The sequence below is a fragment of the Xanthomonas sp. 3075 genome, assembly GCF_014197275.1.
GTDB classification, from domain to species: domain Bacteria; phylum Pseudomonadota; class Gammaproteobacteria; order Xanthomonadales; family Xanthomonadaceae; genus Xanthomonas; species Xanthomonas campestris_B.
Genome location: NZ_JACIFI010000001.1, coordinates 71,929 through 94,252, shown reverse-complemented (window position 1 = coordinate 94,252; position 22,324 = coordinate 71,929). Strand labels below are relative to the sequence as shown.

Annotated in this window: 24 protein-coding genes and 1 pseudogene; 10 read left to right on the top strand and 15 right to left on the bottom strand. The window is 65.8% G+C overall.

The window, feature by feature from the left end:
* The first annotated feature begins 11 nt into the window (after positions 1 to 11).
* Positions 12 to 1,082, top strand: a complete 1,071-nt coding sequence (locus GGR62_RS00425; protein WP_184405807.1) for a cyclopropane-fatty-acyl-phospholipid synthase family protein — start codon at positions 12 to 14, stop codon at positions 1,080 to 1,082.
* A 229-nt stretch (positions 1,083 to 1,311) separates the two neighbouring features.
* Here the strand turns inward: GGR62_RS00425 and GGR62_RS00420 are convergent, their stop codons facing one another.
* Together GGR62_RS00420 and GGR62_RS00415 are read right to left on the bottom strand one after the other, a co-directional pair.
* On the bottom strand, positions 1,312 to 1,659 hold the full coding sequence (locus tag GGR62_RS00420; protein ID WP_184405805.1) for a RidA family protein: 348 nt from the start codon (positions 1,657 to 1,659) through the stop codon (positions 1,312 to 1,314).
* A 10-nt stretch (positions 1,660 to 1,669) separates the two neighbouring features.
* Positions 1,670 to 2,560 (bottom strand): DUF998 domain-containing protein, encoded by an 891-nt coding sequence (locus tag GGR62_RS00415; protein WP_260305328.1) that lies wholly within the window; start codon positions 2,558 to 2,560, stop codon positions 1,670 to 1,672.
* A gap of 68 nt (positions 2,561 to 2,628) precedes the next feature.
* Between GGR62_RS00415 and mprF the strand changes: the two genes are divergently transcribed.
* Positions 2,629 to 5,193: a bifunctional lysylphosphatidylglycerol flippase/synthetase MprF gene (gene mprF / locus GGR62_RS00410; RefSeq protein ID WP_184405800.1), complete on the top strand. Its 2,565-nt coding sequence runs from the start codon at positions 2,629 to 2,631 to the stop codon at positions 5,191 to 5,193.
* Between the two features lie 505 nt (positions 5,194 to 5,698).
* Here mprF and GGR62_RS00405 read toward each other — a convergent pair.
* From GGR62_RS00405 to GGR62_RS00375, 7 genes are all read right to left on the bottom strand, one after another.
* Positions 5,699 to 7,072, bottom strand: coding sequence for a virulence factor family protein (locus tag GGR62_RS00405; RefSeq protein ID WP_184405798.1), 1,374 nt, complete (start codon positions 7,070 to 7,072; stop codon positions 5,699 to 5,701).
* 69 nt (positions 7,073 to 7,141) lie between these two features.
* Positions 7,142 to 7,324, bottom strand: a complete 183-nt coding sequence (locus tag GGR62_RS00400; RefSeq protein ID WP_184405795.1) for an oxidoreductase-like domain-containing protein — start codon at positions 7,322 to 7,324, stop codon at positions 7,142 to 7,144.
* 320 nt (positions 7,325 to 7,644) lie between these two features.
* Positions 7,645 to 8,250, bottom strand: coding sequence for a hypothetical protein (locus GGR62_RS00395; protein ID WP_184405793.1), 606 nt, complete (start codon positions 8,248 to 8,250; stop codon positions 7,645 to 7,647).
* A 48-nt stretch (positions 8,251 to 8,298) separates the two neighbouring features.
* A complete protein-coding gene (locus tag GGR62_RS00390) occupies positions 8,299 to 8,901 on the bottom strand; it encodes a 2'-5' RNA ligase family protein (RefSeq protein WP_184405790.1) in 603 nt (200 codons plus the stop codon).
* A gap of 258 nt (positions 8,902 to 9,159) precedes the next feature.
* A complete protein-coding gene (locus tag GGR62_RS00385) occupies positions 9,160 to 9,615 on the bottom strand; it encodes a PA2169 family four-helix-bundle protein (protein ID WP_184405787.1) in 456 nt (151 codons plus the stop codon).
* Between the two features lie 221 nt (positions 9,616 to 9,836).
* Positions 9,837 to 10,007 carry a hypothetical protein gene (locus tag GGR62_RS00380; protein ID WP_184405785.1) on the bottom strand — a complete coding sequence of 57 codons (171 nt, stop codon included), beginning with the start codon at positions 10,005 to 10,007 and terminating at the stop codon, positions 9,837 to 9,839.
* A 168-nt stretch (positions 10,008 to 10,175) separates the two neighbouring features.
* Entirely contained in the window at positions 10,176 to 11,384 is a 1,209-nt protein-coding gene (locus tag GGR62_RS00375; protein ID WP_184405784.1) for an MFS transporter, read from the bottom strand.
* Between the two features lie 245 nt (positions 11,385 to 11,629).
* Here GGR62_RS00375 and GGR62_RS00370 point away from each other — a divergent pair, with 245 nt between their 5' ends.
* A complete protein-coding gene (locus GGR62_RS00370; RefSeq protein WP_184405782.1) occupies positions 11,630 to 12,730 on the top strand; it encodes an alkene reductase in 1,101 nt (366 codons plus the stop codon).
* A 587-nt stretch (positions 12,731 to 13,317) separates the two neighbouring features.
* Here the strand turns inward: GGR62_RS00370 and GGR62_RS00365 are convergent.
* A complete protein-coding gene (locus GGR62_RS00365) occupies positions 13,318 to 13,653 on the bottom strand; it encodes a zinc ribbon domain-containing protein YjdM (RefSeq protein WP_184405781.1) in 336 nt (111 codons plus the stop codon).
* A 214-nt stretch (positions 13,654 to 13,867) separates the two neighbouring features.
* Here GGR62_RS00365 and GGR62_RS00360 point away from each other — a divergent pair.
* The 4 genes and pseudogenes from GGR62_RS00360 to GGR62_RS00345 form a co-directional block, all read left to right on the top strand.
* Positions 13,868 to 14,815 (top strand): annotated as a pseudogene (locus GGR62_RS00360) (cation diffusion facilitator family transporter); the annotation flags it as partial.
* A 260-nt stretch (positions 14,816 to 15,075) separates the two neighbouring features.
* The gene (locus GGR62_RS00355; protein WP_184405779.1) at positions 15,076 to 15,549 is read left to right on the top strand and encodes a peptidylprolyl isomerase; all 474 of its coding nucleotides are present in this window, start codon (positions 15,076 to 15,078) and stop codon (positions 15,547 to 15,549) included.
* A gap of 123 nt (positions 15,550 to 15,672) precedes the next feature.
* A complete protein-coding gene (locus GGR62_RS00350; protein WP_184405778.1) occupies positions 15,673 to 17,049 on the top strand; it encodes an Hsp70 family protein in 1,377 nt (458 codons plus the stop codon).
* A 190-nt stretch (positions 17,050 to 17,239) separates the two neighbouring features.
* The gene (locus GGR62_RS00345; RefSeq protein WP_010366034.1) at positions 17,240 to 17,425 is read left to right on the top strand and encodes a hypothetical protein; all 186 of its coding nucleotides are present in this window, start codon (positions 17,240 to 17,242) and stop codon (positions 17,423 to 17,425) included.
* Between the two features lie 64 nt (positions 17,426 to 17,489).
* On the opposite strand, the gene GGR62_RS00340 is transcribed toward GGR62_RS00345, so the two are convergent.
* Genes GGR62_RS00340 through GGR62_RS00330 form a run of 3 tightly spaced genes read right to left on the bottom strand, consistent with a single transcriptional unit; the run spans position 17,490 to position 19,494 of the window.
* Positions 17,490 to 18,374, bottom strand: coding sequence for a DUF4097 family beta strand repeat-containing protein (locus GGR62_RS00340; RefSeq protein ID WP_184405777.1), 885 nt, complete (start codon positions 18,372 to 18,374; stop codon positions 17,490 to 17,492).
* 11 nt (positions 18,375 to 18,385) lie between these two features.
* Positions 18,386 to 18,910, bottom strand: a complete 525-nt coding sequence (locus GGR62_RS00335; protein WP_326520223.1) for a hypothetical protein — start codon at positions 18,908 to 18,910, stop codon at positions 18,386 to 18,388.
* A complete protein-coding gene (locus GGR62_RS00330) occupies positions 18,907 to 19,494 on the bottom strand; it encodes a sigma-70 family RNA polymerase sigma factor (RefSeq protein ID WP_184405776.1) in 588 nt (195 codons plus the stop codon). Before GGR62_RS00330 ends, GGR62_RS00335 begins: the two co-directional genes overlap by 4 nt.
* A 235-nt stretch (positions 19,495 to 19,729) precedes the next feature.
* Between GGR62_RS00330 and GGR62_RS00325 the strand changes: the two genes are divergently transcribed.
* Positions 19,730 to 20,317, top strand: coding sequence for a mechanosensitive ion channel domain-containing protein (locus GGR62_RS00325; protein WP_184405775.1), 588 nt, complete (start codon positions 19,730 to 19,732; stop codon positions 20,315 to 20,317).
* Positions 20,318 to 20,335: 18 nt separating this feature from the next.
* On the opposite strand, the gene GGR62_RS00320 is transcribed toward GGR62_RS00325, so the two are convergent.
* Complete coding sequence (locus GGR62_RS00320; protein ID WP_184405774.1) at positions 20,336 to 20,602, bottom strand: DksA/TraR family C4-type zinc finger protein; 267 nt, start codon at positions 20,600 to 20,602, stop codon at positions 20,336 to 20,338.
* A 269-nt stretch (positions 20,603 to 20,871) separates the two neighbouring features.
* Here GGR62_RS00320 and GGR62_RS00315 point away from each other — a divergent pair, with 269 nt between their 5' ends.
* Positions 20,872 to 21,126 carry a DUF2789 domain-containing protein gene (locus GGR62_RS00315; protein WP_184405773.1) on the top strand — a complete coding sequence of 85 codons (255 nt, stop codon included), beginning with the start codon at positions 20,872 to 20,874 and terminating at the stop codon, positions 21,124 to 21,126.
* Between the two features lie 152 nt (positions 21,127 to 21,278).
* Here the strand turns inward: GGR62_RS00315 and GGR62_RS00310 are convergent, their stop codons facing one another.
* On the bottom strand, positions 21,279 to 21,452 hold the full coding sequence (locus GGR62_RS00310) for a DUF1328 domain-containing protein (RefSeq protein ID WP_006452844.1): 174 nt from the start codon (positions 21,450 to 21,452) through the stop codon (positions 21,279 to 21,281).
* A 344-nt stretch (positions 21,453 to 21,796) separates the two neighbouring features.
* On the opposite strand from GGR62_RS00310, the gene GGR62_RS00305 reads away from it, so the two are divergent.
* On the top strand, positions 21,797 to 22,324 hold the full coding sequence (locus tag GGR62_RS00305) for a M48 family metallopeptidase (protein WP_184405772.1): 528 nt from the start codon (positions 21,797 to 21,799) through the stop codon (positions 22,322 to 22,324).

Sequence of the window (22,324 nt, the reverse complement as noted above, 5' to 3'; positions counted from 1 at the left end):
TGGAGAGTCGTATGTCCACCGTTACCGTTCCGCCCTCCTCGCTGCCCGAAGAATCCTTGACCACCCGGCTGGCCGAGTCCGGCATGCTGCCCGACGCCGCGCTGCGCTACGGCATCCGCCGCCTGTGTGCGCAGCGGCTGCGAGATGAGCGCGGCGACGATGCCGACGGCAACGGCGAGCGCCAGCGCGCCTTCATCGACAGCCTGCGTGCCAGCGCCATCGCAATCGAAACCGATGCCGCCAACCGCCAGCACTACGAATTGCCGCCGCAGTTCTTCACCCTGTGCCTGGGCAAGCGGTTGAAGTACAGCAGCTGCTACTGGGACGCCACCACGCCGGATCTGGACGCGGCCGAAGAACGCATGCTGGCGCTGTACGGCGAGCGCGCCGAACTGGCCGATGGCCAACGCATCCTGGAACTGGGTTGTGGCTGGGGCTCGTTGACGTTGTGGATGGCCGAGCGCTATCCCGCCGCCACGATCACGGCGGTATCCAATTCGCGGCCGCAGCGCGCGCATATCCTGGAGCAGTGCCGCGTGCGTGGCTTGGGCAACGTGCAGGTCATCACTGCCGACGTCAACGCGCTGGCGCTGCCGCCGGGTAACTTCGACCGCGTGGTGTCGGTGGAAATGTTCGAGCACATGCGCAACTACCGCGAGCTACTCGCGCGCGTCGGCAGTTGGTTGGCGCCCGGCGGCAAGTTGTTCGTGCATATCTTCTGCCATCGTGACCTGGCCTACCCGTTCGAGGTGGCCGGCGAAGACAACTGGATGGGGCGGCACTTCTTCACCGGCGGGCTGATGCCGGCGGCCGATACCTTGCTGCATTTTCAGCAGGACGTGGTCATCGAACAGCGTTGGGTGCTGTCGGGCGAGCATTACGAAAAAACCGCCAATGCCTGGCTGGAAAATCAGGACCGCCACCGCGAACAGATCATGCCGCTGTTGAAGCAGACCTACGGCGACGATGCGCAGCGCTGGTGGCAGCGCTGGCGGATGTTCTGGCTGGCATGCGCGGAGTTGTTCGGTTACGACCAGGGCCGCGAATGGGGCGTGGCGCACTATCGCTTCGTCAAACGCTGATCGACCACGCACCAGCAACGCCAACCGCTACCTCGTAATCGGTTGGCTGCGATGGCATTCCCCCATCGAGGTTGCGGGATACACCGCCGAGCGCGCCGACGGCACGCTCGGCGACGCGCTCCTGTCGGTTGGCCATCCCGGGATCGCAGACCGCAGCCTTCGCAACCCGGCACCGTGCAATGCGCACGATGCCGCGCGGTCGCGCCGCGCTGGGCGCGTGCCGATGCGATCAGCCGGTTGCCGCAGTGACCACGATTTCCACCTTCCACTCCGGCTGCGCCAACTTGGCTTCGACGGTGGCGCGCGCAGGGGTGAACCCATGCGGCACCCATTCGTCCCAGGCCTTGTTCATGCCGTCGAAATCGGCAATGTCGGCCAGGAAGATTTCCGCACGCAGGATCTTGGTCTTGTCGCTGGCGGCATGCGCCAGCAGTTTGTCGATCTCGCCCAGCACCTGGCGGGTCTGCCCGGTGATGTCCTGGCTGGTGTCCTCGGCAATCTGGCCGGCCAGATAGCACACGCCACCATGGACGGTCATTTCCGACATCCGCGGACCCGCATCGAATCGCTGCACCATTTCAGACTTCCTACCGTTGATTGACCCCGGCATTGTCCCGCGAATGCGCCGAGCGTGCAGCCTCGGCACGCACGTGCCGTGCCAGCCATGCGCCCACCGCCACCATCCAGCCCACGATCAGCACGATGGCGGTCTTCTGGGTGATGCCGGGCGGCGCGCCGGTCACCGTGACGTGGCACAGCAACACCGCAAATGCGAGCAGCCCCAGGCTGAACGCCGGCACGAAGCGCTGTCGCCAAAAACGATCACGGCGGAAATACCACGACTGCAGCAACACCGCAGCGATCACGCACAGGAAGGTCGCATCTGCCGACAGCACATGCACCATGGGTGCGGCGTGCGGCGCCAGCTCCGGCATCCAGCTGTCGCCGATCGCCACCGCGCTCAAACCCGCCGACGCCGCCCAGAACAGTCCCACCACCGTGCGGCTGCGCGCGACCGGCGCGAGCGCGTCGTGCAGGCCCAGCGCCATCCATGCCATCACTGCCGCCAACAGGCAGTAGGCCGTGCGCAACAGCAGGCCGTAAGGACCGTGCAGATACGCGCTCAGTTGGGCGTCGATCCACCACAGGTCACCGCGTAGCCATTGCAACGCCAGCACCAGGCCGATGAAAGCCACGCCCATCCACACGGCGGCCACGGCAGCCAGGCCGCTCCAAGGTGGCGGTGCGGCGTGCGCGACGGTGCCGCGTCGGTGTGGAGTCCGCATCAGCACCCTGTCTGCCTTGCAACTGCGGTCCCTGCCATCTCCATCCTGTGCGGCACGCGTGTACGCCTTTGCCCTATGATGCGCCCGGCCGTCCCGTGTCGGCACTGTGTCGGCCCGACCGAGCCACCGGTTCACTCGACGGCACTCACGCGAGCACGCTGCATGTACCTTCAACCCGCCTCGCCCATGCAGACCCACCGCACCCGCGGCACACATCGTGCATGCACCTTCCTTCCCTTCCAGCAGATCCCGTTGCCCCCATGACGGATACCTCCGTGTCTTCCGAAGCGCCTGCCAGCGGTTGGCGTCGCGCCCTGCCGGTCATCATCAGCCTGGCGATCCTGGCGATGGCGCTGCATGCGCTGTCCTCGCAGTTCACCGACCATGGCTATCGCCAGATCCGCCAGGCGTTCCGTGCACTGGGCGTCGGGCAGATCGCGCTCACCCTGCTGCTGGGCTTGAGCAGCTACGCCTGCCTGGTGGGTTTCGACTGGGTGGGGCTCAAGCGCACCGGCAAGCGCCTGCATCCGGCACGCGTGGGCATCACCGCCTTCATGGCGCATGCGGTCGGGCAGACCCTGGGCTTTGCCGCGCTCACCGGCGGCGCGGTGCGGCTGCGTGGCTATGGCAGCGTCGGGCTGACCCTGGCCGAGATCGGCCAGGTGGTGTTGATGAGCACGCTGGGTTTCGTCTTCGGCGCCTGGGTGCTGCTGGGCCTGGCGCTGATGCTGGAACCGGACGCCGCCGCGCGCGCGCTCCCGATCACCGCAGACGGCATCCGCGCCGCCGGCATTGCCTTGCTGCTCGGCTATGTGGCGATGCTGGTGCTGGTGGGCAAGCAAGGCCGCGAATTCGGCATTCGGAGTCATCGCTTCTGGTTGCCCGATCGCTCCACGGTGCTCGGCGTCACCGCGCTGAGCGTGGTCGAACTGGGGCTGGCGGCCGCTGCGTTCTACGTGCTGCTGCCGCCGGATCCGGGCACCGGCTACTTCGGCTTTATCGGCATCTGGCTGGTGGCGGTGGTCGCCGGCCTGATCTCCACGGTCCCGGCCGGCCTGGGCGTGTTCGAATGGAGCCTGCTCAAGCTGTTGCCGCATGTCACCCCTGCGGCGGTGCTGGCGGCCGCGTTGGCGTACCGGGTCACCTATTACATCGTGCCGCTGCTGATTTCGGTGGCGATGGCGGCGGCCTCCGGCCTGGGCGCGCCGGTCCGCGCCAGCGCCAGCACCGCGCGCACGGTGTGGAAGGCCTTGCGCCCGTGGTTGCCGCAGATCCTGGCACTGGCCGTGTTCGCAGTCGGTGCGGCATTGGTGATCGACGGCACGCTGCCCACACCGCGTGCGCGTCAGCAAGTGGCGCCGTTGCCGCTGATCGAAACCTCGCATCTGCTGGTCAGCCTGGGCGGCATGTTGTTGCTGTTGATCGGCCAGGGCCTGCAGCGCCGTAGCCATGCGGCGTGGGTGCTGGCACTGGGTGTGTGCATCCTGCTGCCGCCGTTGTCGCTGTTGCGCGGCAGCCATATCTCGGTGTCGCTGTCGGCGGCGTTGGCGGCGGTTGCGCTATGGGCGGCACGCCGCGAGTTCTATCGCCAGGGCGCGCTGCTGGACGAAGCCTGGTCGTGGCGGTGGCTGAGCAATCTGGGCCTGGTGCTGGTGGCCACGTTCTGGCTGCTGTTCTTCGTCTACAGCCATGTGGAATACAGCAACGACCTGTGGTGGGAATTCGCCACTTCGGCCAATGCGCCGCGTGCGCTACGTGCTGCGCTGATCCTGAGCATGGGCGTGATCGTGTTCGGCATGGCGCGCCTGCTGCGTGGCGGGCGCCGCCCGCTGCCGGCCGCCAGTGCACAGACCCTGCAGACCCTGGCCCCGATCCTGGCCAGCGGCACCGACACCCAGGCCTGCCTGGCATTGACCGGCGACAAGGCGTTCCTGCTCGATGAGCAGGGCCGCGGCTTTGTGATGATGCAACGGTACGGCGGCTCGCTGATCTCGATGGGCGACCCGGTCGGCCCGCCCGAGGTGGCATGCGCGCTGATCTGGCGCTTCCGCGAAGAAGCCGACCGCATGGGCCTGCGCCCGGTGTTCTATCAGGTGGGCGAGAAATACTGGCAGACCTATCTCGACATGGGCCTGACCCTGGTCAAGCTGGGCGAGGAAGCGATCGTGCCGCTGGAAGGTTTCACCCTGGAAGGCCGCGACCGCGCCGATCTGCGCCAGGCCTGGAACCGCGGCAAGCGCGGCGGCCTGACCTTCCGCATGCTGCAGCCCGAGCAGGTGGACGAGGTCTTGCCGCGCCTGTCGGAAGTGTCCGAACAATGGCTGGAAGAAAAGTCCGGCGAAGAAAAAGGCTTCTCGCTGGGCAGCTTCGATGCAGCGTATCTGCGCCGCTTCCCGGTGGCGGTGGCCGAGGCCGACGGGGACATCGTCGCCTTCGCCAATGTGTGGTGGGCGCCGGCTGGCGGCGAGCTGTCGGTGGATCTGATGCGGCATAGCGCGCAGGCGCCCAAGGGCACGATGGACTTCCTGTTCATCGAACTGTTCCTGTGGGGCAGCGCCAATGGCTATACGCGTTTCTCGCTGGGCATGGCGCCGCTGTCGGGCCTGGCCGAGCATCGCCTGGCGGGCCGCTGGAATCGTTTTGCCGGCCTGGTCGCGCGCCACGGCGAGCGTTTCTACGGCTTCAGCGGCTTGCGCCGCTTCAAATCGAAGTTCGCACCGACCTGGCGTCCGCGCTATCTGGTCGCACCGGGCGGCATGCATCTGCCGGCCGCGTTACTGGATGTCACCCGGTTGATCTCGGTGGACCCCGGCCGGCAGGAGTAGCGCGGCGTGATGCCGGCCCCAGACCTGCGAAGGCCTGGGGGTTTTGCGTGGTCCACAGGCATGACGCCTAGCTGGAATCATGGCTTGCCGATCAGCAGCTGCGAAAAATGGGAGCGGTGCCGCGTCCGGGGCCGGACCCTGTGGCGGCATCGATGCCGCCACGGCGCCTTATCTGTTCGGATCCTGTCAGTCTCCAGGGACGCATTCTCGGCGTTTCCCGACACCGGATCGGGCGCCGCGCATCCACCGACTTCACGCACGAGGTCTGCCGGACTCGCACGAATGCGTCGCGCACGGCAGGCGCTTGCACGCCTGTCAGCGTCGAACACGCCGCAAGGAATCCCTGCACGCTTGATGCGGGAGCCATGCCGCATCCACGCCACACCGGCGTGCGCGCAAGCACCACCGGTTACCGTCGCCGGCTGAGGCAGCAGCGACGGCCGGCTTATTGACCATGCGTCGGCCGCGAGCCGGGCGAATCAGGTCAAAAAAGATGCCCGTACCGTCACGGTTTCGACAGTGCGTGCAACTGTTCCATGATCACCCTGGCCAAGGTCGCGTAATCGCCCTTGAAGTGGTGATCGCCCGGCAGCGCAACGCGCTTGGCGGTCTGCTCCGACAGGCTCGGGCAGAGCGCGTCCTGGTCGTCCTGGCCGTAGATGCACACGGTGGTGCCGGCAGGCAGGCGCTGCACTTCCGGCGCGATCGGCAGACCTTCGTCGTCCGAACCCAGCCAGTTGCTGACATGGAATTCGTAGTCGGCCAGTTTGCCCACCGACAACAGCGCGGTCATGCGCAGATTCTGCTTGGTGTGCGCGGGCAGCTTGTTGATCGCCGCCGGCAATACGTCTGCGCCCTGCGAGAAGCCGATCAGCACCACCCGCTGACGCTGCCAGCGCTGCGCATAGAAGCGCGCAATGCGGTCCAGATCGGTCGCAAAACCTTCCGGTGTGCGCTCGGTCCAGAAGTAACGCAATGAATCCAGGCCGACCACCGGAATGCCCTGCGCGGCCAGCGCATCGGCCACTTCTTCGTCCAGACCGGCCCAGCCGCCGTCGCCGGACACGAAGATGACGAAGGTATCGTCGTCGTTATCGCCGTCGCGGTTGGCGGCCAGCTCCACCACCGGCAGATCTGCCAGACCGCCTGGCGGCGGCGGCAACGCCACGCCCTTCTGCTCGCCCAGCGAGCGCGCGGCCGCGCGCAGACCCGGCAGGATGTCGCCCTTGGCCGAACGGGTGAAGGTACGCGCCTGCGGCACCTGCTTGAGGAACCCGGTTTCGGCCGCAGCCGGGCAACGCTTGTCCTGGCTGCCGGCAAGCACCCACGGAATCTGCAACGGCACCGGCAGCAGCGTGTTGCTGCCCGGACGCACGCCCGGCTGGCAGATCGCCTGGTCGGACACCGTGGCCGGGCACACCCCATCGGTCAGCACGCCGGCCAGCACATGCGGCTTGGCTTGCGCCCCGATCGCATAGGCCAGCGCAGCACCTTCGCCATCGCCGACCAGCAGCGGCAGGCGGTAGGTGGGGATGTGGTAGAAAGCCTGCACGTAGCGCGAGAAGTTCTCCACGTCGCCGACCGAGAACGCACAGGTGCCGCCGGCCTTGCGCAGCACCGCGTACAGATGCGCGGTATCCACCATCGCCACCATTGCGCCATCGGCACGCAACGCTTCGGCCTGTGCCTGCCGCTTGACGGCGTTGCCGGCACCGGCCAGCCAGATCACCACGCGCTGCGGTTGGCCCTCGGGCATCAGCACCGGCACCTGCTCGAAACGGCCGTGCGTCACCGGTTGCGCTGTCTGCGCCAACGCCATCCCCGACAGCGTCAACATCGCCGCGCCGCAGAGCGCGCTCCACATCTCAAGTCGTCGCATGTCGCACCATCGGGAAAAGTGGTTCAAAGATAATCGTTCCGGGCCGCGGCGCGAAGCGCAGTGCTTCGCTCATTGCGCAGGCGCCTGCTGACGCGCTTCCCATGCCGCCAACGCCTGGCGGTAGCTGGCCAGTTCGTCGGCATACAGATCGAGCACGCACAGCGGGCAGCCGCTCTCGCAGCACGCATTGGGGGCTGGCGGTTGCGGCGGTTGCGGACGTGGATCGGCAGGGGAGGCGGCGCGCTCGTGCATGCGCCCATTGTAGCGTGCGCATCCGCGGCACCTGGATGAACTGCCTGACGCCTGGAGCACGTGATGCAGGTTGAGATGGGAGGTGTTTACTGGCCCGCCGTGCGGAGCGGGCGCCGGCTAGGCACGCGTGCCGAGGCAAACCGCGGCGCACCCGCCCCGTGCCGCGACGGCCACCCCATCCGCAGCGCGGCCTGCGGCGCGCTTGGGCCGTCCTGCGCGCTTTGACGAAGCCGCCGGACTGGGCCGCAGCGCGCGCCTTGTCTCGACGTGCCGCAGCCAGCCTGGCACTCGCCTCGGCGTACATGACGCGCTCGTGAGGATCAGCGCTCCAGCCGCCGCTGCAGATTGACACGCGCGGCAGCATCGTGGCGCTGATGGAAGTGCTCGCTCAGAAAGATGCGCGGTCGCTTGAGCAAGCCGGCCAGAAACCGCCTGCGGTTGAGCCGGAACAACACACCCGGCACGTGCCCGCGATATTCCTCGGCGATTGCACGGTCGTAGGCGTCGAACACCGCTGCGGGCGCCGCCAGGATCGCCATATCGCAATCCAGGAATAGCGCCGCCTCTTCGTCCACGTCCTGCGGCTGCAGTTGCCCGTGGCGCGCGGTGAGCAGGATCAAGTCCTGCACGCGCTGCAGGTCCACCTGCGCCTGCGGCCACCAGCGCGGGATGCAGTCCGCCGCCCACAGCGCAGACTGCGCCTCGTTATCGCGACGGCCGGGCTGATACACCGCGTCGTGAAACAGCACTGCAAACCAGACCTCGGTCGGCTGCTGCCACCCCGGCCCGGCGGCAACCTCGGCGTAATGCTCCAGTAAGGCACGCACATGGCCGAAGTGATGGTAGGCGCGCGGCGGCGTCGCATACGCCTGTTCGAGCGCGGCCAGGTGCTGGGGAGGCAGCGGAAGCGGTGTGGTGAGGTCCATGCACGCAGGCTACCGCGTGCGCGTGCGCGTGCACACCAAGGCGGCGCATCAACCCAGCGACCAACACCCTTCGATCTGGTAGCGCGATTGCCCGAGAAAGCTGCGCACCAGCGCAAACTCGCGCACCGTCCAGGCAAGCGCATCGCACCGCCGTTGCGGTAACGCCTGAGCGCAGTACAGCAGCGTCATGTGCGGCGTGTATTGCGCATCGCCGGCAATGCCGACATGCGCCAGCTGGCGGCCCAGCGCACCTTGCAACTCGTACAGCCCGCGCACCCGCTCTTCGCCGCGCAACACACACGGCAGCTGCGAACGCCGTCCGCCGAACGTACCGACACGATCGAACTCGATCTCGAACGCATCCAGCGTCACCCGTGCGGCGGCCTGGCTGGCACGGCTCAGCAGCGATGGCGGCAAGCCACCGGCGTAATCGCCCAGGTGATGCAGGGTTACATGCAACCGTTCGCGCCCGAGCGGCCGGCCAACCACCTGCCCGCTCTGCAGCAACCCGTCGGCAATCCGCGACGCGCCCTCGGCAGCGTGCGCGTCGGCCATCACCGCAAAGAACAGCCGCTCGGTGGTCTTCTCTTCACCCAGGCCCAGCGACAACTGCGCGTCGGCCGATGACAGATAGAGAAACTGCTGCTTCATGGGTGTGCCACGACCGCGCCATGCGGCCTTGCCTGAAGAGGGGCGGCGGATACTAGCAGACACAGCGCACATCGAATACGCGCACGATCTGCCCGGCGCGCCGGAACGCCAAATCAGTGTGGAATCGCAACAATGCAGGTGTACGGTCACTGCACACAAAAAGAAACGGGCAGCTCGCGCTGCCCGTTTCTGCCTCTATCGTTTTACCCCGGAGCTGCATCGCATCGGTAGGCGATGCACTTCGGTCACGCCATCAACTTACGCAGCGCTTTTCATCGCATGCTTGCGGTTGCGCATTACATCATGGCAAGCGCGCACTTCCGGCAGCAGACGCAGTGCGGCGTCGCGGGCCGCAGCCGGGGTGTCCTGATGGGCGATGGTCTCGTCGAACGCCTTCAGCAGGCGATCTTCGGACTCTTCCAGCTCGGCGACGTAGCCGTACTTGGTATCGCCCAACGTTGCACGCACCTTGCCGTAGAACTGCTGCATGCTGCCGACCATGGTGCCGCTGGTTTCCGGCTTGCCGCCAACCGAAGCGACCACACTGCTCAAGCTGCTCACGATATCGCTCTTGACCCCGGCGATGCGGCGGAACAACGTCGCCAGTTCGGCATCGCCCACCTTGGCAGCGGCTTCGTCGTAGAAGTCCTTGCCGTCGCGGGAAATGGCGATGAGGTCGTTGAGGCTATGCTCGGTTTTGCTCTGAATGCTCATGTGTTGCTCCTTGTTGCGATGGGCCAATGCTGCGCGGCGTGCAATGCGCTCACATCGGCTTTCGGGATAAGGCAATCGATCTCTCGACTGCATGCCTTACGTTGTGTACGGCCTTAGCTTGGCGCGGCGACCATAATCCGCATGTGAGTTATCCGGGCCTCGTCGTCACGCCACCTTGCAGGCGATGAATCGCGATTCATCGATACCGGTGCGCATCGCCCTCACTTGGGTTGGCGGCTCGCCCACATGTTGTCGACCAGATTCGGATACGGGCGCCCTGCGGCTTCGGCACGCTGCCTGGCTGCGCGCTTCTGCGCATCGGTTAACGGCGTGGAGGCGGAGCGACCCTTGGGATTGGGGCGCTTCCACGGCGGTGGAGTGAATTCACTCATGGCACTGCTCGGTCCGCTTCTGGGCACAAGAGCAAGCAGTCTCGACATGCGCTTGTGAGCTTGCCGTGGATGGCGTGCATCGCCTTACGTCGCACGCTGCTCGCGCAACCAAGCACCTTGCTGCTTCAACGAGCGCAACCGCCGACTGCAGCGTCGACCCTCGCTCGCTCAGCAATTGGCGAACGATGCGCGCTGCCGACGCTCCTGCCACACCGCCAAGGCATACACCAGCAGACCACCCAGCGCCATCGACGCACCCACGTAGCCGGTAGAGGTCCAGCCCCAGCCGGCGGTGATCGCCATGCCGCCCAGCCATGGCCCGAGCGCGTTGGCGGTGTTGAAGGCCGCATGGTTGGATGCCGCCGCCAGCGTCTGCGCTTCGGCCGCCACATCCATCAGCCGGGTTTGCAGTGCGGGCGCCAACGCACCCATGGTGCCGACCGCCACGATGGACACGAACACCCACAGCCCCGAGTGCGCAGCCAACGGAAACGTCAGCAGTACCAGCAGCGACCACACCAGCAGCACCGGCACCGCGCGGAACTGCATACGATCGAACAACCAACCGCCCAGGATGCTGCCGAGCACGCCGCCGACGCCAAATGCGACCATGGCCAGGGGAATGCGCGCCGGTTCCACACCGGTCACGGCAATCAGGGTCGGCGAGAGATAACTGAAGACGCAGAACATGCCGGAAAAACCCACCGCACCGATCGCCAACGCCAGCCACACCTGCGGTTGATTGAACGCACGCAGCTCGCGCAGCGGCTGCTGACGCAGCTCATCGGGCGCCGGTGGCAGCAACACGGCAACGGCGGCGACCGTGCCGAGCGCAATCACCGACACCGCCGCATACGTCCAGCGCCAGCTGACAACCTGACCAAGCCAGGTCGCCAGCGGGTTACCGACCAACAAGGCAATGCTCAACCCCAACAACACGCGCCCCACTGCGGTGGCGCGTTGATTGGGCGGGCTGATCGAGGCGGCCACCAGCGAGGCGACGCCGAAATACGCGCCATGCGGCAAACCGGCAATGAAGCGGCACAGCAGCATCGTGTGATAGCTCGGCGCCAGCGCGCTGGCGAGATTGCCCAATGCATAGAACACCATCAGCAGCAACAGCAGGGTCCGTCGCGGCCAACGCGCGCCCAGGATCGCCAGCAACGGCGCGCCGACCACCACACCCAACGCATAGGCACTGATCACATGACCGACCTGCGGCTCGCTGATCTGCAGCCCCTGCGCGATCTGGGTCATCAGCCCCATGGTCGAAAATTCGCTGATGCCGATCGCAAAGCCGCCCATCGCCAACGCAAACAGGATCAGCACGTAATCGCGTCGGGGCACACGCGGCGTTGAGAGAGCGGTATCGGACATGCCCGACTCCGTAATGGCGGGGCGACCCATTATTGTGCAATGCAGCACCGGACGAAAGACCAGTGATCGAGACGATTCAGCGCCGGGGCCCGCTGCGCCCAGCCGCAGCCGGGTTGGCGGCCGTCAGGAGACGCTGTGTCCTATCGACATCGCTCGAAACAGGTTCAGTCCGCCACCATCGCTAGGGGGCGCCGCGATTGCCGTGGTGTCGCGCCTGGCGCGTGAGCTAACTCGATTGGTTGCCGATGTCCAAATCCACTGAATCTCCGTTGTTTTCCCCGGTGCGCCTGGGCGCGCTGGATCTTGCCAACCGCGTGATCATGGCCCCGCTGACGCGCAACCGCGCCGTCGCCGGCCAAGTGCCCTCGCCGCTCGCGCCGGAGTATTACGGCCAGCGCGCCACTGCCGGTCTGATCGTGGCCGAAGGCACGCAGATCAGCCCGCTCGGCCAGGGCTATCTGGACACCCCCGGCATCCACACCAAGGCGCAGATCGACGGCTGGCGTGCGGTGACCGAGCAGGTGCATCGCCACGGCGGCAAGATCGTGCTGCAGCTGTGGCATGTGGGCCGCGTCTCGCATACCAGCGTGCTGCCGCCGGGCGAACTGCCGGTCGCGCCCAGCGCCATCCGGGCCGAAGGCAAGACCTATACGAAGGACGGCTTTCAGGATGTATCCGAACCCCGCGCACTGGGCCTGGACGAAATTCCCGGCTTGATCGAGGACTACCGCATCGCCGCGCGCAACGCGATCGATGCCGGCTTCGATGGAGTGGAAGTGCATGCGGCCAACGGTTACCTGCTCGACCAATTCCTGCGCGACGGCTCCAACCAGCGCACCGATGCCTACGGCGGCGATATCGAAAACCGCACCCGTTTGCTGACCGAAGTGGTGCAGGCCATCGCCGACGAAATCGGCGCCGGGCGCACCGGCGTACGCCTGTCGCCGGTCACTCCGGTATACGGCATGCACGACTCCGATCCGCAGCCGTTGTTCGAGCGGGCAGTCGAACGTCTCAACCTGATCGGCGGCCTGGCCTTCGTGCACGTGATCGAAGGCGCAACCGGCGGCCCGCGCGACGACGTCGCCTTCGACTACGCCGCGTTGCGCGCGAAGTTCGATGGCGCGTGGATCGGCAACAACGGCTACGACCGGGCGTTGTCCGAAAAGGCGATCAGCAGCGGCTATGCCGATGCAATCGCGTTCGGCCGCGCCTTCATCTCCAACCCGGATCTGGTACGCCGCCTGCGCGAAAATGCGCCGCTGGCAGAATTCGACCAGGCCACCATGTACGGCGGCGGAGCCAAGGGCTATACCGACTACCCCGCACTGCCGGAACGCGCCTGACGGATATACCTGCCGCGCTCGGCACCAAGCGGGCGCGGTGGATGCTGCAGACCAGCGTGTCATGCGTGCACCCCCTCTGCATGCACCCTGGTTTGCGCACGCTGTCGCGCCTGCCCGCTTGAAGCGCGTGCAGGACGCGCGCATGCCCGATGACCATCGCGATGCGCTGGTCATCGGGATTTGCGATGCCACTGAATGTCGCTGATTATCTAGCGCGTTATCTAGCGTGCGTTGCTCACCGCCCTTGCACTCGCTACAGCAGACACGTTGCCTCGATGTGCGTGATGCATCGATTCGCAGCAGCGTTGCCAGGCAGCGCGCGATTGGGCCGCACATCGGGCGTTATGGCGGGCCGGTGCTGCGCCCGCCGGCTCCGAATGCCACGTGTCTGGATGTGCGCACTCTCTCCTGCATTGCATCAGCGCGATGCACGCACCCTGGCCCGTGCGGAAAACAATGGCGGCGGCTGGCACGGGACTGTCCGCAGCGAGCCGCGCACACGGATGCCAACGTGCTGGCCGCGCAAAGCTGCGGCTGCAATGGCGCGTCAGCCTATGTCAGCGAAGGCCGGCCAGGATCATCGACGCCTATGCCTTGCGCAGAAAACAGCTCTTCAACACCAATCCCTTGATCTTTTCCGAGTTGCCCTCGATGTGCTCGGCATCGTCTTCGACCAGGCGGATATTCCGGATGACCGTGCCCTGCTTGAGCGGAATCGACGACCCCTTGACCTTCAGATCCTTGATCACCGTCACCGTGTCGCCGGCCTGCAGCACATTGCCGTTGCTGTCGCGCACTACCGTCGTATTCGCCGCAGCCTCGCCTGCAGTCCATTCGAAACCGCAGTCCGCACAGATCGACAGCGCGCCGTCTGCATAGGTGTTGTCCAGACCGCATTGCGGACAGGCGGGAACGGAAGACATGCGATTCCTTGAGCGTAGAGGGGCGTGGATTGTAGCCTTCCGCCCAGGTGCTCACGCACCGGGGACGGCCACGGCGCGATAGTGCGCGGCTTGAAGAATGTCCTGCAGGCCGCGTGTGTCCACCCCATCAGCACCCCCTCCCGGCGCCGAGTCAGGCACCATCGACCAGCGCCCCGGTCCTGCCAACCCCACGCCTCCCGCTGCCGCAAAGGCCAAGGGCTCGCACCTGGTCGTCTACGTCGCACTGGCCGGCAACCTGGCGATCGCGGTGGCCAAGTTCATTGCCGCCGGCATTTCCGGCAGTTCGGCAATGCTCAGCGAAGGCGTGCATTCGCTGGTGGACACCATCAACGAAGTGCTGCTGCTGTACGGCCTGCGGCGTGCTGCGCGGTCGCCCTCTCCGACCCACCCGTTCGGCTACGGGCGCGAACTGTACTTCTGGAGTTTCATCGTCGCGCTACTGGTCTTTGCGATGGGCGCAGGCGTGTCGCTGTACGAAGGCATCGTGCATCTGCGCAATCCCGAGCCGGCCAAGAGCCATCTGATCGCCTACATCGTGCTTGGCGTGTCGATCGTGTTCGAAGGCATTTCCTGGGGAGTGGCATTGCGCGAATTCCGCGCCAAAAAGGGACGCATGGGCTATTTCCAGGCGTTTCGGCAAAGCAAGGATCCCAGTACGTTCACCGTGTTGCTGGAAGACAGCGCAGCACTGATCGGCCTGTTGATGGCCGTGCTGGGCCTGGCCGGCGCCCAGTTACTGGACATGCCCGCGCTCGATGGCATCGCCTCGATCGGCATTGCCGGTGTGCTCGCCTTCACCGCGTTCCTGCTGGCGCGCGAAACCAAGGGCCTGCTGATCGGCGAGCCCGCACATGCGCACGTCTCCGAATCGCTGCTGTGCATCGCCGCCAGCGACCCGGATGTGCGCGCCGCCAACGGTGTGCTCACCATGCAGATGGGCCCGAACCAAGTGGTGGCCGCACTGAGCGCCGAGTTCGAGGACAGCCGCACCACGCCGCAGATCGAAGCCTGCGTCGGCCGTATCGAAGCGGCTGCCAAACGCAAACACCCTGAGCTCACCGCGCTGTTCATCAAACCGCAAACACCGGAAACCTGGCACGCGCGGCGCACCCAGATCGAGCGCGGCGCGCACGGGCAATAGCGTGCGCGGATGGTGCGGGTGTGTCGTGTGATCCCAGGCGGGCGCAGGTGCAGGCGCGCACGTTGGCGTTACATGCCGTCGTGCACGCACTGCGTGCACAACAGGCTGACAGCGCCGCGACCAAGCTGATCATCGGCATAACCGCGCACGCCGCTGCGGTTGCATCATCCAAACCGATTGCCTACCGTGTGCGGGCATCATCTCCTGGCGTCGTGACTCAGCCGACGCATCTCCCTTTTTTCACTTCATGGAGGTTTCCAATGGAAATCAGCCAGGGTCGCGTCGCGACCATTCATTACACCCTTTCCGACGACACCGGCCAGGTGCTCGACCGTTCGACTCCGGACACGCCACTGAGCTATCTGCACGGCGCCGGCAATATCGTGCCTGGCCTGGAGCAGGCGCTGGACGGCAAGCGCGTCGGCGACACGCTGAACGCCGATGTGGCGCCCGAGCAGGGCTATGGTCCGCGCCATGAACAGCTGATCCAGCATGTCCCGCGCGAGGCATTTCCGACCGATGTCGAGGTCGTGCCGGGCGTGCAGTTCGAAGCCCGTACCCAGCAAGGACCGGTGCTGGTCACCGTGACCGAGGTAGGCACGGACAAGGTCACGGTCGACGGCAACCACCCGCTGGCAGGGCAGACGCTGCATTTTGCGGTGGAAGTGGTACAGGTGCGCGAGGCCACCACCGACGAACTGAACCAGGGCCACGTCGACGACATCGCGGCCTGATCCCCTGCGCTGCGTGCCCTGTGGGTGCGCGGCGCAACGGCCGCACGTTGGGCGCCTGCCGGTCTCGACGGAGGATGCGGCAGGCGTAGTAAAGTGCGCGGCCCGCTCACATGGCTTGCCTGCATGAAACTCGGCATCGACTTCGGTACCAGCAATTCCGCCGCCGCCGCGATCGTCGACGGACAGGTGGTGCCGGTGCGCTTCGGCGACGCCCTACAGTTCCGTACCACGGTGTACTTTCCAGACACCATGCGCGACCCGGAGAACTTCAGCCTCACCCCGGCACTGGAATACGAGGTGGAGCGCCTGATCGACTCGGCACGCCGCGACGCTACCGCTGCCGGCCGCACCTCCAATAACGACAGTCTGCGCCGCGATGCGCTCCGCATCGTGCGTCGGCAGTGGATGGAAGAACAGGTACGCGAGCCGCGCAGTTCCGCCGCCCTGCTGCAGAACGCGGTGTATGGCGACGAGGCGCTGGATGCCTACTTCCTCGAAGGCGAGGGCAGTCTGGTGCAGAGCCCCAAATCGATGCTCGGCTACAACCTGCATCCGCGCGCACGCCAGACCATCACCGGGATCGCCACGCATGTACTGGAGCACATCCGGCTCACCGCATCGCGCCAGTTCGACATCAATATCCGCAGCGCGACCTTGGGCCGCCCGGTGCAGTTCCGCAGTTCGATCGGCGAGGCCGGCAACGCGCAGGCACTGGAAATCCTGCAGACAGCAGCCATCGCCGCCGGTTTCGACAGCGTGGATTTTCTCGAAGAACCCGCTGCAGCCGCGATGCACTACCACGTCAGTCACGACACCCGCCACGACACCGTGGTGGTGGATATCGGCGGCGGCACCACCGACATCGCCCATGCCAGCGTCGGCGGCAGCGCTGCGCCCCAGGTGCATCGTGCCTGGGGCATCGCGCGCGGCGGTACCGATATCGATCTGGCACTGAGTCTGGCCGCCTACATGCCGCTGTTCGGCCGTGGCATCACCCGCGTGCCGACCCATCACTATGTGGAAGCGGCGATGGTGCAGGACATGACCCGCCAGCGCGAATTCCGCCTGCACACCTATCAGGACGTCCCCGCTCCGTTCGACAAGCGTCTGCAGGCCCTGCAGGACACCGGCAATACCGCGCGCCTGTATCGCGGCGTGGAGAGCTGCAAGATCGCGCTCAGCGAACGCGAGCGGCAGCAGACGGCGCTGGACTTCATCGAACGCGGGCTGGAGGTGGACGTGCAGGCCAGCGCGCTGGTCGCGGCCGCTTCCAACTATGTGGCCGAGCTGCAGGGGTTGCTGGCGCAGGTGCGTGCCGACATGGCTGCGCCGCCGGCAACCTTGTTCCTGACCGGCGGCATGTCGCGCGCCGGCTATCTCCGCGACACCGTGGCGGCGGCCTTCCCGGAATCGCGCATGGTGCAGGGCGATCCGTCCTTCGGTGTGGTGCAGGGTCTGGCCTGGGCAACGGCGCATGCGGCCCGTCCGTCGGACGGTTAACACACGCCGACGCCCCAGCCCCTATAATTAGTGGTTGTTGCTAGACGGCCCACCGTCTTGTCTGCAAGGCACGCCCGCCGTGCCGCCGCGATTGCGCACCGAACGCGATCGCTTCTCTCGACACCGCTTCACGCGCGCGCCACCCTAGCCGCACGCGGTGTCACCGCACTTCCCCGCTACAGGAGGCCACATGGCACGTCCCGCGACCAAGCAGAAATCCCAGCCCAGTATCGCTCGCAGCGAAGGTAAGTCGCAGCCGCTCAGCCGTGAGCGCATTGCTGCCGACATCGCCGCGTTCCGCAAGACCGGCGGCCGGATCGAAGTGCTCACCACCAACTTCGGCCCGGCGCGTAACGACGGCGACAAGATCGCTTAAGCGTTACCCCGAAGTAGAAGTCGTGCCCACGTGCCACCGCAAGGTGGCACGTGTGTTTCTGGCCTCAGTTGCTGTAATCGATGCGCACCGAGCCCGAATGCGACTGCAGGTGGATGTCGCCATTGCCCGCCCCCAGCCTTGCCTTCAGGCGCTTGCCGGGGCCGTACTCCGGTTGCGTCACCTGCCCGACCACCGAGCGGATATCGCCGCTGAAAACCTCCACGTCCAGCGCTGCCGACACGTTGCGCGGCACCCCCAGCGTGACCTTGCCGCTGACGCTCTCTGCGGAAATACTGCCCCCCGGCGCCAATCCGGCGACCGTCAACGCGGTACCGCCGGACACGCTTTGCGCGCGCAATTGCGACACCTGGCCTGCACCGACCTGGATCTGACCGGAAACGGACTCCACCGACACCACACCGCTTGCGCCAGAGGGCGCCTCGACCTGCCCGCTGACCGTCCCCAGGGTCAGCCGCCCGCTGGCCACCGTACTGCGCAATGCGCCGCTGACGGTTTCCAGTTGCGCTTCCCGGGCGCGTCCACCAGCGACCACATCGCCACTGACCGACTTGAGCTGCAACCGGGCCAGATCCACCTGCGCCACATCCACCGAGGCGCTGACCGCATCCACCTGCAGCAAGGCATCGCGCGGCACCCGCAATTCCAACTCGGCGCCCTTGCTATTGCGACTGTTGCGCGGATAGACCACTTCGAATTGCAGGCGATCCGCGCTTTCGTCGACCTCCAGGCGCTGCCCCTGGCCCAGGCTGCCGGTCAATGCAACCTCGTCGCGGTCCCAGCCGCGTACGCGGATCTGCCCGGCGATGTTCTCCAGCTCCACGCGTCCACCGCGTGCCAATGGATGGGACTGTTTGACCGCAGTCTGCGCGGCGGCCGGGGCCATGCACAGCGCGGCCAGAAGCAACAGGGAAAGACGGGCGTAACGCATGGGCAGGCTCCTCAGCTGGGGAAAGACGTCTCGCCCTGCGCGGCAAGACGGGTCAATTGCAGCCGCTTCGCATAGGTGCGTTGCAGTTGCGACAACAAAAATGCAGAACGCGGGTCCTTTGCGATGGCTGCGTGGATGACCTGCGCGCTGTGGTCCAGCTCGTCGAGCGCCGGGCGCAAATCGGCTGGCACCTGCTGCACCGGGTATGCGGCGATCGCCTGCAGGTATTGCCCGGACAGCGCTTGCGCTTGCGCAACCAATGCCGGCTGCGCAGGGCGTAGCGCCTGCGCATGCCGATCGAGCCCAGGCACGATGACCACCCATGCCAGCGCAGCGGCAAGCGCCACGCCCAGCGCAGGCCAGGCCCACGCACGACGGCGCGGGGCCACTGCGATTCCGTCGACGCGCGGCGTCAATGCCGGCGCGATGCGGTCCCACATCTGCACCGGTGGCTGGCGCTGTTGCGGCAATGCCTGCAAACGCGCGACCAGCGCAGCGTCGTCGGCATCGTACGGAGCATGCAGATCGTGATTCACGTGTGTTCTCCCAGCCGCGCACGCAGCAAGCCGCGCGCGCGATGCAGTTGCGCCTTGGAACTGCCGACCGCCATCTGCAGTTCGTCGGCAATTTCCTGGTGTTTCCAGCCTTCGAGATCGTGCAACACCAACACGGCACGTGCGCGCGGCGGAAGTGTTGCCAGCGCACGCTCCAGATCCATCCCGGTCGATTGGCAGCGCGTGGCGCCTGCAATCGCCGCGAGGATCTCGCCATCGGCATCGTCCACCAGATGGTCGCTCGACGCCGACCGCGCACGCAGCTCCATCAACGCGGTATTGACCGCCAGACGATGCAGCCACGTGCCGAGCGCGCTCTGAAAGCGGAAGTGCGGCAACGCCTTCCATGCGGCGATGAAGGTGTCCTGCAGCGCATCGTCGGCACGCGCCGCATTGCCACCGCATAACCGCCAGACCACCGCATAGAGGCGCGGCGAGTGGCGGCGGTAAATTGCCTCGTACGCAGCCCGATCTCCGGCCGCAGCCGCACGTGCCAGCACCGCGTCGTCGCGGTCGGCAGAGCTGGCGCAACCTGGAGCATCGCTGGGCATGGAGGTCTCGAGCATATCCAGTTCGATGCGCCAGGCAGCAAAAAGGTTTAAACCCGACGCACGCTGCTTGATCGAGGCGCAGCGATGCCCGGGCAGCGCTCGGGCGTGATGACCGCCAGACACCCGGTCGCCGAGCGAACGCGACGCCCACAACCACCGCGATCAAACGACACTGCATTCACCCCGCGCAGCTACAGCCCTTCGGCGGCCCCGTTACAATGGGCGCCCCCTGTGAACCTGCCTTGATGAGATGTCCGATGCCTTGCCCGCAATAATCCGCAGCCTGTTGCCGCACTGGAATCCGGGATGGCTGGCGGTCGCGGTGCCAACGGTCAAGATCGTCTTGATACTCGCTGTTGCCGCACTGGCGCGCTTACTGCTGCGGCAGCTGCTGCGCCGCCTGTGCACGCATTACAAGCTACCGGCAGAAATGACCATCGGCATCCGTCGCGTGGGCAGCTTCGTCATTTCGGTCACTGCGGTCTTGATGGTGCTGCACGTGCTCGGCGTGTCGAGCGGCACTTTGTGGACCGCGTTCACCGGCTTCGCTGCGGTCGGTGCGGTGGCGTTTTTCGCGGCGTGGAGCGTGCTGTCCAATATCTTCTGCACCTTCCTGATCATCACCACCCGGCCGTTCCGGTTGCACGATCACATCGAATTGCTCGAAGGTGGCGACAAGCCGGGCTTGAAAGGCCGCGTGATCGACATCAACGTGATCTACACGACGCTGGAAGAGACCGGCGATCACGCCGGCAGTGTGCTGCAAGTTCCCAATAGCCTGTTTTTCCAGCGCACCACGCGCCGTTGGCGCGAAACCAGCAGCTTCAACGCCAACTGACGACACGCAGCCAAGGCATCAACGCAGCTGACTGTCCTTGCTGCCGCGCCGGTTATAGCCGCCCTGCGCAGCCTGTTCGATGTCGTGCGCTTCCTGGCAGTTCACACACAGGCGCACCCCTGACACGGCCTTGCGACGTGCCTCGGGAATCGCAGCGTCGCACTCTTCGCACTGGGTCAGACTCGGGCCCTGGTGCAACTGGCTTCGCGCGCGCTTGATCGCATCGTCCACAGTGGCATCGATCTGATCCTGCACTGCTCCATCACCCGCCCATCCGGTCGCCATGATCGCCTTACCTCGCTGGTGAGAGGACAAATATGGTCATCGGCGCAGGAAAATCCAAGCCGCACGTGCACAGCGCGCTCAAGTCCGGTGCTCTAGCATTCAGAGCGGCCAACGGTTGCTGCGCTCACTGTCTAGCGGGCGCAGCCGCAAGCTGGAATCGGCAAGTACCGCGTGTACATCGTGGTGCCCCGGCTTGTTCGCTCCTGCCAACGGTCGCTTGCGACCTCTATTGGCCGCTCTCAGTCATTCGCACTCCCGAGGAATCTGCAATGGAACAACCCGTCCACCCGTTCTCCGAATTGTTCGCCCAGCTTGGCTTGCCGTCCGATGAGGCCAGCATTCGTGATTTTATTGCCGAGCACTCTCCGCTACCGGGTGACATACGGCTGGAAGAAGCTGAATTCTGGACGCCGGCGCAGGCACAACTTCTACGTGAAGAGCGCCTCGACGATGCCGACTGGATCGTGACCATCGACCAGCTCAATATCGCCCTGCATACCACCGCAGAGAACACAGGCGTCTGAGGGGATCAGCCGTCTGTACCGTCGGGATCGCCTCACGACGCGCCCACATCGGCTTCCGACACTTGCGACGAAAAAGGAGCGGCCACGGGCCGCTCCTTCGTTGTTTTCGGGTTGCGCGGCCGGCAGCGAACCGCCGGCCATGCGCTCCGATCTCAGGTCACCTTCTTGGCGATCGTCACACCCAGCACGAACAGCACGATGGCGATGATGATGCCGGCCCAGAACAGGAACTTGGCGATTCCCATCGCAGCGCCCGCCATGCCGCCGAATCCGAGCGCACCGGCAATCAGTCCGATGATGGCGAAGATAATGGCCCACTTGATCATGTTGCTGTCTCCTCATGCGGCACGTTGCCGGTGTTCAGTCGGTTGTTCGCGGCACGCAGCCGCAAAACATGCGCTGCACGCTACCCATCGCGATGTGCCGCATTCGTGAATACGCATGACACACGCCGACATACGCGCGCTTGGTTCAGAGCAACCGATACGCCAGTGGCGCGCAACAGGCCGAGCCTCGCCACAACATGCATCGCCTGACCGCCGTTCGCTTGCACGCAATCCATCCCCCTCACTGGCGCTCGCACCGTGGAGCGCAGGCGATGCGCGGCGCACCTGCTGACGGCGTCCCGCCGACCAGCATCGATTCGCATCCAGCACACGCATAAGCGATCATGCGTGCATCGCAACAGCCGATCGCCATGGACACTCTTCGTTACCTCGCCGGCTATCCGCCCAACGTCCTGGATCAGGTCCGCGAGCTGATTGCGCAGGACAAACTTGCAGCGGTGTTGGCGCGGCGCTACCCGGACCGACACGCGATCCGCACCGATCGTCATCTGTACGACTACGTCAAGGCCATGAAGGAGCGCTACATGCGCTCATCGCCCACCTTGCACAAGGCGATGTACGACAACCATCTACAGGTGGTGAAGCACGCCCTGGGCACACACACTGCAATTTCGCGCATACACGGCGGCCGCTTGAAGGCCAGCCGCGAGATCCGTATCGCCTCGGTGTTCCGCGATGCGCCGGAGCCGTTTCTGCAGATGATCGTTGCGCACGAGCTGGCGCATCTGAAGGAGGCAGATCACAACAAGGCGTTTTATCAGCTGTGCAACCACATGACGCCGGATTACCACCAGCTGGAGTTCGACCTGCGCCTGTATCTGACCCACCTGGCGCTGTCGGCGAACCGTTGA

Excerpts from the sequence above, each read along its gene's own strand:
- GGR62_RS00425 (WP_184405807.1), top strand. The coding sequence starts at position 12 with ATGTCCACCGTTACCGTTCCGCCCTCCTCGCTGCCCGAAGAATCCTTG.
- GGR62_RS00420 (WP_184405805.1), bottom strand. The coding sequence starts at position 1,659 with ATGGTGCAGCGATTCGATGCGGGTCCGCGGATGTCGGAAATGACCGTC.
- mprF (WP_184405800.1), top strand. The coding sequence starts at position 2,629 with ATGACGGATACCTCCGTGTCTTCCGAAGCGCCTGCCAGCGGTTGGCGT.
- GGR62_RS00405 (WP_184405798.1), bottom strand. The coding sequence starts at position 7,072 with ATGCGACGACTTGAGATGTGGAGCGCGCTCTGCGGCGCGGCGATGTTG.
- GGR62_RS00400 (WP_184405795.1), bottom strand. The coding sequence starts at position 7,324 with ATGCACGAGCGCGCCGCCTCCCCTGCCGATCCACGTCCGCAACCGCCG.
- GGR62_RS00395 (WP_184405793.1), bottom strand. The coding sequence starts at position 8,250 with ATGGACCTCACCACACCGCTTCCGCTGCCTCCCCAGCACCTGGCCGCG.
- GGR62_RS00390 (WP_184405790.1), bottom strand. The coding sequence starts at position 8,901 with ATGAAGCAGCAGTTTCTCTATCTGTCATCGGCCGACGCGCAGTTGTCG.
- GGR62_RS00385 (WP_184405787.1), bottom strand. The coding sequence starts at position 9,615 with ATGAGCATTCAGAGCAAAACCGAGCATAGCCTCAACGACCTCATCGCC.
- GGR62_RS00380 (WP_184405785.1), bottom strand. The coding sequence starts at position 10,007 with ATGAGTGAATTCACTCCACCGCCGTGGAAGCGCCCCAATCCCAAGGGT.
- GGR62_RS00375 (WP_184405784.1), bottom strand. The coding sequence starts at position 11,384 with ATGTCCGATACCGCTCTCTCAACGCCGCGTGTGCCCCGACGCGATTAC.
- GGR62_RS00370 (WP_184405782.1), top strand. The coding sequence starts at position 11,630 with ATGTCCAAATCCACTGAATCTCCGTTGTTTTCCCCGGTGCGCCTGGGC.
- GGR62_RS00365 (WP_184405781.1), bottom strand. The coding sequence starts at position 13,653 with ATGTCTTCCGTTCCCGCCTGTCCGCAATGCGGTCTGGACAACACCTAT.
- GGR62_RS00355 (WP_184405779.1), top strand. The coding sequence starts at position 15,076 with ATGGAAATCAGCCAGGGTCGCGTCGCGACCATTCATTACACCCTTTCC.
- GGR62_RS00350 (WP_184405778.1), top strand. The coding sequence starts at position 15,673 with ATGAAACTCGGCATCGACTTCGGTACCAGCAATTCCGCCGCCGCCGCG.
- GGR62_RS00345 (WP_010366034.1), top strand. The coding sequence starts at position 17,240 with ATGGCACGTCCCGCGACCAAGCAGAAATCCCAGCCCAGTATCGCTCGC.
- GGR62_RS00340 (WP_184405777.1), bottom strand. The coding sequence starts at position 18,374 with ATGCGTTACGCCCGTCTTTCCCTGTTGCTTCTGGCCGCGCTGTGCATG.
- GGR62_RS00330 (WP_184405776.1), bottom strand. The coding sequence starts at position 19,494 with ATGCTCGAGACCTCCATGCCCAGCGATGCTCCAGGTTGCGCCAGCTCT.
- GGR62_RS00325 (WP_184405775.1), top strand. The coding sequence starts at position 19,730 with ATGTCCGATGCCTTGCCCGCAATAATCCGCAGCCTGTTGCCGCACTGG.
- GGR62_RS00320 (WP_184405774.1), bottom strand. The coding sequence starts at position 20,602 with ATGGCGACCGGATGGGCGGGTGATGGAGCAGTGCAGGATCAGATCGAT.
- GGR62_RS00315 (WP_184405773.1), top strand. The coding sequence starts at position 20,872 with ATGGAACAACCCGTCCACCCGTTCTCCGAATTGTTCGCCCAGCTTGGC.
- GGR62_RS00310 (WP_006452844.1), bottom strand. The coding sequence starts at position 21,452 with ATGATCAAGTGGGCCATTATCTTCGCCATCATCGGACTGATTGCCGGT.
- GGR62_RS00305 (WP_184405772.1), top strand. The coding sequence starts at position 21,797 with ATGCGTGCATCGCAACAGCCGATCGCCATGGACACTCTTCGTTACCTC.